This is a genomic window from Paenibacillus sp. EPM92, from assembly GCF_016586185.1.
GTDB lineage: Bacteria > Bacillota > Bacilli > Paenibacillales > NBRC-103111 > Paenibacillus_G > Paenibacillus_G validus.
The window spans coordinates 1-10,812 of the sequence record NZ_BCPS01000061.1 but is presented as its reverse complement, the minus strand read 5'-3'; the positions used below and the strand labels follow the sequence as shown (position 1 = coordinate 10,812).

At 43.0% G+C, this 10,812-nt stretch carries 7 protein-coding genes; 3 read left to right on the top strand and 4 right to left on the bottom strand.

Annotated elements, in window-relative coordinates; all coding sequences use genetic code 11:
- Both JMF85_RS12045 and JMF85_RS12040 read right to left on the bottom strand, forming a co-directional pair.
- The coding region (locus JMF85_RS12045) for a recombinase family protein (RefSeq protein ID WP_236595834.1) at positions 1-1,592 on the bottom strand (1,592 nt) is incomplete at its 3' end.
- Between the two features lie 306 nt (positions 1,593-1,898).
- Positions 1,899-2,657 carry a hypothetical protein gene (locus JMF85_RS12040; protein ID WP_023554861.1) on the bottom strand — a complete coding sequence of 253 codons (759 nt, stop codon included), beginning with the start codon at positions 2,655-2,657 and terminating at the stop codon, positions 1,899-1,901.
- A gap of 273 nt (positions 2,658-2,930) precedes the next feature.
- Between JMF85_RS12040 and JMF85_RS12035 the strand changes: the two genes are divergently transcribed.
- The 3 genes from JMF85_RS12035 to JMF85_RS12025 are packed head-to-tail and all read left to right on the top strand — an operon-like array spanning position 2,931 to position 6,515.
- Positions 2,931-4,439, top strand: a complete 1,509-nt coding sequence (locus tag JMF85_RS12035; RefSeq protein WP_201318273.1) for a tyrosine-type recombinase/integrase — start codon at positions 2,931-2,933, stop codon at positions 4,437-4,439.
- A gap of 10 nt (positions 4,440-4,449) precedes the next feature.
- Positions 4,450-5,577: a tyrosine-type recombinase/integrase gene (locus tag JMF85_RS12030; RefSeq protein ID WP_201318272.1), complete on the top strand. Its 1,128-nt coding sequence runs from the start codon at positions 4,450-4,452 to the stop codon at positions 5,575-5,577.
- The gene (locus JMF85_RS12025) at positions 5,574-6,515 is read left to right on the top strand and encodes a tyrosine-type recombinase/integrase (RefSeq protein WP_201318271.1); all 942 of its coding nucleotides are present in this window, start codon (positions 5,574-5,576) and stop codon (positions 6,513-6,515) included. Before JMF85_RS12030 ends, JMF85_RS12025 begins: the two co-directional genes overlap by 4 nt.
- A gap of 364 nt (positions 6,516-6,879) precedes the next feature.
- Here JMF85_RS12025 and JMF85_RS12020 read toward each other — a convergent pair whose 3' ends face one another.
- Entirely contained in the window at positions 6,880-8,166 is a 1,287-nt protein-coding gene (locus JMF85_RS12020; RefSeq protein ID WP_201318270.1) for an McrC family protein, read from the bottom strand.
- Positions 8,166-10,526 (bottom strand): AAA family ATPase, encoded by a 2,361-nt coding sequence (locus tag JMF85_RS12015; protein WP_201318269.1) that lies wholly within the window; start codon positions 10,524-10,526, stop codon positions 8,166-8,168. Before JMF85_RS12015 ends, JMF85_RS12020 begins: the two co-directional genes overlap by 1 nt.
- Between the last annotated feature and the right edge of the window lie 286 nt (positions 10,527-10,812).

Genomic DNA, 10,812 nt, shown 5'->3' with positions numbered 1-10,812 from the left:
GGTTGTGAACACGAACCGATGTCATTCTCATGCTGAATAAATTGTTGGCGTTTTAACTCATCTAGTGCTCCGACTGCAGTAATCTGTACTTCGTTCCCGTCGTAGCGAATAATAACTTCATCAACCAGGGTCTCCAGGATATGTCGCTTCTCCTCAAGGGTAAGCTCGTCGCCGGCGCTCTCGATAAAGTTTCGGACAGCCTTGGAGACCTCGGCAATCCGATTGGCCGATATTTCCTTCTCCGCTTGTTCTGACAACTGCTTTTCGTACCCGGCAAGCTCTTGCTCCAACGACTTTAGTCCGGCATTAATCTTTTGCATTTCGGTAAGCATCTCCTGCTCATCAATGACCTCCCGCTTGAACATGATTTTGATTTTTTCCTTTTCCTTCTCCTTCTGCTCCAGCTGACGTTTGATGTGGTCCGCGGCGGATTGAAGTTCCAGGTTAATCTCATTCGATTTGCTTTGCAGTCTTTCCATATAATCATCGGGATCCGACAATGTCTCCAAGATCAGCTTCCAGACGTAATGGTCCAGCATATCGGCGCGTAACGTTTGAGTCGGGCACTTCTCAACTCCTTCACCGTACTTCTTCGGGAATAGGTTCGGACACCTGTAGCAGGTATAACGGATCTTTTCTCCCGTTTCTTTATTTACTCGGCCTGTATAAGTAGTTGCTTGCCACATTCTGCCGCAATGCCCACACCGGATCATGGATTTTAACAAATACTCATATTTTACATTCCCTGACCGTTTCATGTTTTTCTCTTTCTGCACCTGGGCTAATTCGAACAGATTCGGGTCAATGATACTTGGCACGGTAACCTCGATCCAATCCTTCTCCTCGCGAAAGGAATATGTTTTTTTCGGTGTACCGTTCTTGGTTTTCTCCCCGCGAATCTTCCGGGTTTCTCTACGATTGTAATAGAATTTGCCGATGTATACCTCTGAAGTAAGGACCCTTCGAATAGAACTGGCGCTCCAGTTCCTGCTTTCCCCCCGTTTGGGTACCGCCCCTAAGGAATAGAGTCGATCCCCGATTTCACGAAGCGTATAGTTCTCATGAACATACCAGTGGTATATCTTCCGGACAAATTCGGCTTCCTGCTCATTGATAATCAAAGTATTTTCATGAAGGTCATATCCATAGGGAGCCACACGCATGGGCATGATCTTCTTATCTTTTTCCACCGCTTTAAGTCTTCCACGTACCGTCCGCTTCTTGATTAAGGACAGCTCATATTGAGCAATCGAGCTCATGAGATTGAAAAACAGCTGCCCTTCCGGCGTATTCCGATATTCCGTGTCCACGAACACCAATTCAACCTGGTTCCGCTCCAGCTCTCGGCAGAGGATTAATTTATCGGTTAAGTCCCTTGTCAATCGATCGGGATGGGTAACAATCAATCGAGCGATCTTTCCCTGTGCGACGTCTTGTCTCAATTCATTCATCGCCGGACGGTCGATGTCCTCACCCGTAAAACCCTCTTCGCGATAAATTTTCAGATTGGCTTTCGGGATTCCCAAATCCTTGGCTTTCCGAATACATAATTCTACTTGCGCATCTAGGCTGGTGCCCTCTGATGCTTGCATCCCTGTAGAGACCCGTGGATATATGGCCGTATACATGGAGTATCACCACTCTCCTTTCTTACTGCTAATACTTCCCAGTATGGACAAAGGGAGAAACAAAAAAACCGGCTTATTCAGTCGGTTTCAAGATCAAACGCTTTAGGATGTAATCGATAACGGCATTTTTGGCCTCTGCAGCGGATAAGGTGTTTGAGACTTGAACTGAATCACTACATAAAGTATGAGGCACATATACGATTTTGATTGTCGGCATTCGCTCCATACTTTTCACCTCAATACACCTTATTCCGTCTGCGGTTTGTCCTATCACAAGCGCATGGTGTTTTGGATATACTTGAACTCCGTTTCCATGATTCGAACAATAGCCGATTCATGATCCGCCCCAATGAATGTCCAGTACCGGTGCCCAGGTACAACAGATTGGGTAATGAATCCTGACCATGTTAAGGACTTCGATTTTAGAGCGGACATGAGTTTGTCCAAACTTAATAGGTCATTTTGATATAGATCAACGACGATCACATCGGTTCGTGATTCTAGACGGATATAACATTCTTGATCCGTGTTTGTCTGGATGACATATCCTTTTACATCTCTATTACGATCTTCAGCCATTCTCAATAACGGAATCAGGTCTTCCATACAAGTTAAAGCTATCCCGCTAAAATCATAATTTTTAAAGTTCCATCGCTCCATAACAAGCATATCCTTATAAGCCCAATCAAAAGGAACACGGTGGATGATGCCAAATTGGGCCAGTAGCTCATTGCTGAATCTCCTAGATTTCAAAGGGTTCGTTAAGTCGAAAATTGTAGAAGAAGATTCCGAAAAATCTCCCAGCAAGAGTGTTCTTAACTCCGCTGTCCTTAAACTAAAGGCATGTATCAATGCTTTTCGACGATAAGGCAAGGATAGTTTCCGTAGCAGAATACCAAAAGTTATTGGGTCAGTAGCTGCCAGTTCTTTCACCTCATACCAGTCTCGATCATGCCTGCTGATATAAGTGATTTCGTCTATTTCACCATGGATGAATTTTAAGGCTAGTTGAAGAAGGTCTTCCTTCAACCTAAGCTTTACACTCCATCAGCTTAATCCCGTATCAAGGCATCCATCATCATCTCTCCATATATGGAGCAGATTCTTGTTTCTTTCGACCGAAATCCTCGCACAACCCGAAAATCCAACGTGTTTTTGCTCCAAATGTGGAGCAACCGGGACAGAAGTTAAAGCAAATGATACCTTTACATCAATGATGAGGGTCACCGGACCCCACCTCCTTTCTAAGCAAAAACTGCGGTCTGAACGGTCGAACTAACAGAATCTGAGGGAGAGATGCAGATGGATAGCGATCAGGATATTAGAGATATGGATATATTCCGATCAGATCATTGGAAGCAAAATGCGAAAACTATTGCAGAGATTGCTTCTTATGAGAACTCTACTTCGCAAGAATGTTTACAAACTGTCCCAACTGGCAATCATGATATTAAGAGTCTTAGTTGGGAGAAGGTGCTCACGTTCTTGAATACCATGTATGCATTTCGTTGGCCTGAAGAGGACGTCGAGATATGTTCACCAGAAAGTGGTTCTCTTGCATTAAATGAATGGATCTTTTCAACCCAGATTCAAGGCAAAATCTTTGCCCCCGTGCTACTGGATTACCTTGATAATAAAAAGTCGATCAAATCCACCAGCTACTTTTCTTTGATGGAATACGCACTAGAGCTCATTGATTTTTTTAAAACCCGTTATGGGCTTGATGCTAGATCCATTCAAAACAAAGAATTGGCAAATAAAGATGCACTTATTAATTTCATTGAGCATTCTTCCTACAATTTCGTTCAACGTGACATGATTCTAGCAATAGCTCGAAAATTAATCTCTAATGGGTTCGAATTAAAGAAATCAACAAACGGTATTTCTACAAAAAAGAGGACTCAAGATATAAATCATCCCGCTATCACTGCGCATATTAAAGATTTACACCGTTCAGGAGTCAAGGAAAAAAGCGTTAACGGTAAATATAAAATCAGTTACGCCCTATTTTTAAACTGGTTGAATAAAACATACGTTCAGTTCCAGAGCACTTCATGCGATGAATTACCATTGTCATTAGTTACTGAGGAGCATCTACTCGAATTCAAGCAATATTTACTCCGTTTAGAAAAGAAAGGGTTCTATATCAAGCAAACGGTTAGCAATTGTTTTTACGATATCCGATTCCTTCTGGCTAACCTCTATAAATTGGGCTGGCTTGCTAAAGACATAACAATGGATGTTACAGGAATCCCGTACGAGAGATACTATTATCGCGAGTTACCAACAGATGCTGAACTCCAGTGTTTTTTTCATAATATCCAACTCTATTCTGATCATCCCACATTGGAACTGGCAGCCTTTGGGTTGATGCTTTGTCTCGGTTTGCGAATTCATGAAGTTGCTAACATTCGCTATCAGGATATCAATGTCGAGAATAGAACCATCTCTGTCTTCGGAAAAAACGAGAAATCGGCCATGCTACCCTTACCTGATCCGCTACAGAATTACTTTCAAAAGCTTGTTGTCAACAAAAGTCAGGATGTCCATCTGTTTGGAAACAACAGCCAATCAACTATTCGCAAATTAAGGGCACAGTACAAACTTTATTCTTTTGTCTCGGGATGGAAATATCCAGGGGGGCCCCATTTACTGAGGCACACTTTCATCAGCAGGTTGTCAGAACGTACAGATTGCCCGTCACAATTGCTTATGTACTTGGCAAGGCATGATCGGCCAGAAAATACTGCACGTTACGTCCACCGGAGCCCCAATCAATTAACAAGTGCTGTAAACAAAATCAATTACTGAGGAGGTTCCCATGCCTAAAGTAATCAACGATACAAAGTATACCGAACTTAAAGAACAACTGAATCAGCTGTTATGTCTTTATGGTCCAGAGAAAATGCGGCAAGTTATGGAAACCTTGCCTGTCCAGACACAGACAAAACCTAATATGCCCCCGGCAGTGCGGAACGTTTCATTTCTCGAAGCCGTTGATGCTTTCTATCAAAGCAGCAAGTTTTCTGGACTTAGCCGGACCACGCAAACAACGTATCGGTCAGAGATGAAACTTTTCCAGCAACATGTGAAGGAAAAGTTTGGCGACGATCCGCAGTTTGAAAAGGTATCAAACGGCGAATTCTTGTCCGACTATATTAAGCTTAATGAGGATCCTAATACAAAAGCCAAGAAGTCTTCCTTTCTTCGAACCTTCATAAAGACCACATACAAAATATTCTTTGGTCATCAGGATCTCGGGGACTTGAAGACTATACTACGCGTTCGATGGTCAAACGATGACGCACCAAGAGCCTTTACTAAAGTGCAGATCGCGGAAATCTTGCAGATCGCTCAATCTCGTAACCACGATAGCCTTTACACTGCAATTATCTGGACTTTCCTTGGTAGTGGAATTCGCATAAACGAGCTCTGCCATCTAAGGATCGGTGATATCACTCCTGATACTCAAACAATCAAGGTAACACCCAAAGGGGCTGAGAATACCAAGAAAGTCCGAAAAATCAACGAGCTCGCCTTAATGATGCTCACAGATTTTATAGAGAAAAAATACAGTCGCGCTCGCGAGGTGATGCCAGATTCCGATTATCAAAGGCTCTATATCTTTTCAAGCACTGCCGGGGATAAACCCATCACATCTAGAGCCATTCAGCAATTTATGAAACGTATTATTCGCGAGTCTCGGTCGATAAAAGAGGAAGACAAAGATCGTTTAGGTCCTCACTCTTTTCGTCATTCTTTTGCCGTTCAAGGCCTTGAAGCAGGGATCGATATATACACCCTCTCAAAACTTCTAGGTCACGAGTCGATCGACAGCACGATGAAGTACTTGCGGCTTTTCGATGATCAACTTCGTGACGCCATTAACAAACACCCATTTGCCCAAGAGATTATTCAAAAAATTAGAGAAAGGTTGGAGAACAAATGAAACGTTTGTTATTGGATTCCCCTTACTATGCCAACTGGAAAAAACATACCCATCTCAAGGATTCTGCAATTTACGCTTATAGTCGCCAATTCATGAAATTTGAACAATATCTGAGCTTAGACTTTGAGGGAGAGCTGGATTTCGATAAATTTTATTATGATACTGAATCCGAGACTTATCGCCCGATCGATACTGAATGTATTGACGGTTATATCCAGTTTCTCAAGAAGAGGTTTCAGGCAAGCAAGAATACTATCTTCAATAACATTGTTTACCTGAAACATTTTTTCACGTTACTTCACGGTCTTGGGATGATTAAACAAAACCCCATGAAGAATTTTCCGAATCCGTATTATGAACGCCGAATAATAGATCGTTCCCTCTCCATTGGTGAATGTCAACGATTATTTCAAGCAGCGCTTAAAGCCGATCCATTTGTCCGGAAGTTCTACATCCTCATATTGCTAATGTCAACGACCGCTCTTCGAAACAGGGAGATTATACAGCTAACGTACGAACAGATTGATTTTGAGCGCAAGGTTATTCTGGTTAACAAAGGGCAGAAAACCTCCTCCGAAGTCGTTTATATGCCCGATTCCCTCGTTGTTGAGTTGGAGCGTTATTTGCATCATCCGGTTGTAGAAGAATGGCGGAATTCCGGACATTCCGAGGTTTTCTTTGAAAACAATCGACCACTAACAAAAGCAGCATTAAACCGAATCATCAAGAATCTTTGCCTAGAGGCCGGTATACAAAAGACAGTCACTGCCCATAGTTTTCGACATACAACGGCATACTTGATGCAGAGCAGCGGGATTGACATTATCGCTATAAAACGACAACTACGCCATAAGCAGCTGTCGACAACTTTGCGATATGTTCCTCCAGTTGACGCTGCCAAGCTGTTGAACGACGCGTGCTCAACTCTAATTGAATAACAACAAAAAGAACCCGAAGAAAGCAAAGAAAACATGCTTCATTCGGGTTCATTATTTGAACAATTATAGTACACAAGGACAGACTACTCCCGTGTTGTAATTAATCACCATAAAGGGAATTGGATACCGAAAGCACCTGGCTCGAGGAAATGGTATCAATTAACTGTCCCGCGAGGACATGATTTGGGCCAGAGGATGGCCACTCATTAGGCTTCCGTTGGGAACAGAAGCGATAGAAGGAACAAATTTATTATATAGTGGATGTGCTTTGAAATCAATAATAGCAAAGGTCACTGTTGCTCGGCTAGTTCTCGTATCTCATAAGGACTAGCCTCTTCCGGAACTTTCATTTCATGCTCCCTTCTTAACTCTCAAAAAAATGGCATATTAACTTTATGAACTCTTTTTGTATTTGATCCAGGTCTTCGGAAGCAATGTCAATATGAAGAGCTGATATCCGGATCTCCTGATTTCCGTTATGTATCAAATAGGTTGCTAGCGGATTCTGGAAATATTTATTCGCACGGAAAACTGGGTATACCAGAAACAACCGATTGCATTGATAACGGACTGCGTAGGCCAACATTTGGTAAACATCCGACTCCGAAAGTCGAGTATTCTCTTCAGAAATGGGATTTTTATATTTCGCATCTACAATCATTTCGATTGGCGTGTCTGATCCTGCTCGGCTGCATGCGATTGTAATATCGGGTCTGAGCAGAAAAACCTCTTTTTCAGCATCCAAGTAACGTTGTGGCGTCTGATAACGGACCACCCAATCATCCGAAGATAACCCTTTATCCAACCATTGATATAACGAGAACTCAAATAATTGATTCAATGGGATCAAAAAGGTAAAGGTACGCTCGTCGCCCGCATGGACCCCAGGTTGACGGTTAAGGTAAAACATCTTAGCGAGTTCAAACACCGGCCGATAGTCTTCGTTTAACCGATTGAATCGTACTCTTTGGAACATCGATTCGGTAAGCCGGATGGGACAGATATCCTCTAAAAGCAAAAGCGCATGGCTCAAACTAGTTTTGTTTTCCTCGTTTTTCGTCAATGTTCTAAGTGAAATCATTGTGGCTTTAATGATTTGGTTAAGCAGATTGTCTTCCGTGAATTCCTGATAACTAACATAATGCTTATGCTTAAATCCCCCATTCCTGAGCAACTGCCGCTGAAAAAGGATCCTTCCTCTAATGAAGGCCAGGTTGCCCTCAAAATCTTCATATTGACGATGAATTTGCTTCTGAAAGAGTTCCAAGAACCTCTTAATGAAAATGTGAATGAAAATCTCCAGCAAATCTCCGTTCATAGCCGCTATAAGTTGAGGATCCGGAATATCTTTGACTGAAAGGAACCCGCTAGATGCCAGCAAACGGAACAGCATCCGAACGGACGAACGTTTTTCTTCTTCGAAGTCTTCAGCGGATGCCGCATCTTCATAAAGTTTGGGCAGAATCTGTAGCTGCAAGGAAGGAGTGGCGATAAATCCAACATACTTCCTTAGCAGCACTCGGTTATCTACACTGAAGCTAATATTTTGCCTTCCCCAAATGGACTCCAACGAAGATAATTCCATCCTATGTTCATTCGAGATTGGTTCCAACGAATACCTGTCTTCAAAGACGGTGATGAGTTTCGGCATCAGTCTTCTATTCCTTTATAGATGGTCAACAAGGCCTTCTCGAAGTCGGAAACCGTATCTTTATCGGAAGGCTGCGTGCTTAAGAACCGCATGCTTCCGGATTTCTCGAAGAACTTGGTTCCAACAACCGACTGAATAGCAGCGACATCGTTGTAGAAGTATTCAGCGATTAATGGCAAAATTTTATAATACCAGCTCTTAAAAAGATCATCGATCGTTAAAACATCCATCAAATAGGCGTGGCCGATCCGATGGTCTCGATCCAGCTTCTCCGATATTTTTTCGTTAAGGCTGCGCAAAAGACTTGCAAGTTCCACCGAGCCCACTTTTGCTGTATTTTGTTCGAAAACCGCATAATCTGGTTCCATTTCCGCGAATACGAACCGTCTTCTTAGCGCGGTATCCAGCATCGCGATCGATCGATCGGAAGTATTCATCGTACCGATAATATACAGGTTCCTAGGCAACGAGAAGGGCTTTTTGGAATAGGGCAAGATCGTGCTGACCGTTTGCCTTTTGTCCTTTTCAATCAATGTTATCAGTTCGCCAAAGATTTTAGAGATGTTACCTCGGTTGATTTCATCGATGATCAAATAGTATGGTTTTTGCTGATGCTGCTGTGTCTTAACCGTTTTATTTATATCGTTGGAAATACCGATCAATTTCTGAACGTCGGACATGTGAATTCGGGGAAGCTCGTAAATCGTTTTGAGAGTAAGACTTACTCCGCCGTTCATATCGTAAATATCCGCGGGCTCCGTAAATTCTTTCAACCATGCAACCGGTCTGACGTGCGGTGCCACCTGTCCTTTTATATAAGCATAATCCCCCGTTATCACACCAATATCCCGAATCGTCCGAGGTCCATCATAGACAAAAACGATATCACCTCGTTCCATTTGGTTAATGAGAGTATCTAGCGTATTGGCGTCCATTGTAGGCTTTTTAGCCCCTTCATCCCGCTCATTTTCAAGCAAGGAATAAATTTCGTCATATGATTTGTCTGTAAGGTCGATGTGATCGAGAAAATCGACCGCTATTTGTTTGCCTGCTTTACATTGGTTGTAAATGTGATCGCTGTTGCGGCGGCCGAGCGATACTTTCCAGACACGGGATCCCGAATGTATGAACTCGGCTCCCGAAATACCGGAGGACTCAGATTCCGCTTTGATAATTTGTGCTGACGCTTCTTCCACCATCTTTTTCAGAACGCCAGGCTCCACGCGGTACCGAATCTCACCACCTGCTTCGTCTTGCTTCATGTCTTCTTCCAATTGGGGGCGAATACCCTCAATAAATTCCTCATACGAGTAGGACTGGTGGAAAGTGATGAAACGTACCCGTTCTTCCCGTTCAACTTGGACGAACGGGATATATCTTTTACTGAATGTATACTCAAACGCTTCAATGATGTTCTTCGTAGCGAACGTCTTCCCTGTTCCCGGCGGTCCGTATAAAATCAAATTGGGGTTGAAATCCAGCAACTCAGCATACGCACGGTATTGTTCAAACAATTCCGGCGCGTCCTCGACATCCGAAGATTCTAACGCATGCGTGATTGGCGTTTTCCCATCAGTTCCAACTTCCATATTCGGTTTGCTGATCGGTGTCTTGCGGCGGCCAACCAAGACGTTGTCATAAAGGCGAATAGGATTATCCACTACAAAATAACCTTGCTTTTCCAATTCATTCAGGACGCTTTTCAAATAGTTACGTTTAATCGGCGCTTCCTCTTCGGCAAATTCAAGCAACTGTAGCAATGTATACCGTTCATTGACGGAATTTTTGTCCTCGTACAGTTTCTGCAAACTGGCATAAGGTTGGGATTGTCCATTCTTCCATTCCAATATCCCGACTATTCTTGATGTTACGAGATTGTCGATTACAACCATGATGTCGTTTTCTGCAACTGGCGGGAGTTGAGAACTTAGTGTGACGTAATAACGACGAACCGATGTAAAAGAAAGCTGATCCCAGTTTTCCATGGGAAACGCCGAGGTTGTCTCAATGGGAAAGAAACCGTGACCTGGAGTAGCTTTGTTAATTTTATTAAGCAAGTTGAGATCCAAATTGAAATATGGACTTTTAATAAATTGCACGACGGGTACAGGATGCGGAAACCGCTTGATTTCTTCGAAAAAAACAACACCTGTATCCGACGGATTAATAGGATTTACCTTATGCCCATATTCCCTCACTTTCCATAACGCAATTACGTTGGCATTGGTCACCACAAACACGAAATCCCCCGGTTCGATCCCTCCGTACCAGGTACTCTCCTTGGCGCCGGCGGCGTAATACTTCTCTTGGATTTGATGCGGTCTTCTACTGTCAAACTTGCCGAAATATACTTTGCTCATATTGGATCTCCTCGATTTCATTTATCCACTATTTTCTTTGTCACAGGTTTATCGTTACAAGATACCACGTTTTAAATTTCTTTTGAAATGATGATAAATCTCATGCGGATATAAGTTCAATAGCTGCATCAGCGCTGTGCAGAAGCCGATCAGGATGATTGGCCCTTCACTATTCGACTGAAACTCGATCCCGCGTTCCACCAAATAGTTAGCTAGACGATCGAAGTCTGCCTCATATTTCGGGACTCTTCAAGCAACTTAAACCGTGATTTGTACCCGAGGCTTT

What these genes read in the sequence shown, in the direction of transcription:
- JMF85_RS12035 (WP_201318273.1), top strand. Translation starts at nt 2,931, where the DNA reads ATGGATAGCGATCAGGATATTAGAGATATGGATATATTCCGATCAGAT.
- JMF85_RS12030 (WP_201318272.1), top strand. Translation starts at nt 4,450, where the DNA reads ATGCCTAAAGTAATCAACGATACAAAGTATACCGAACTTAAAGAACAA.
- JMF85_RS12025 (WP_201318271.1), top strand. Translation starts at nt 5,574, where the DNA reads ATGAAACGTTTGTTATTGGATTCCCCTTACTATGCCAACTGGAAAAAA.
- JMF85_RS12020 (WP_201318270.1), bottom strand. Translation starts at nt 8,166, where the DNA reads ATGCCGAAACTCATCACCGTCTTTGAAGACAGGTATTCGTTGGAACCA.
- JMF85_RS12015 (WP_201318269.1), bottom strand. Translation starts at nt 10,526, where the DNA reads ATGAGCAAAGTATATTTCGGCAAGTTTGACAGTAGAAGACCGCATCAA.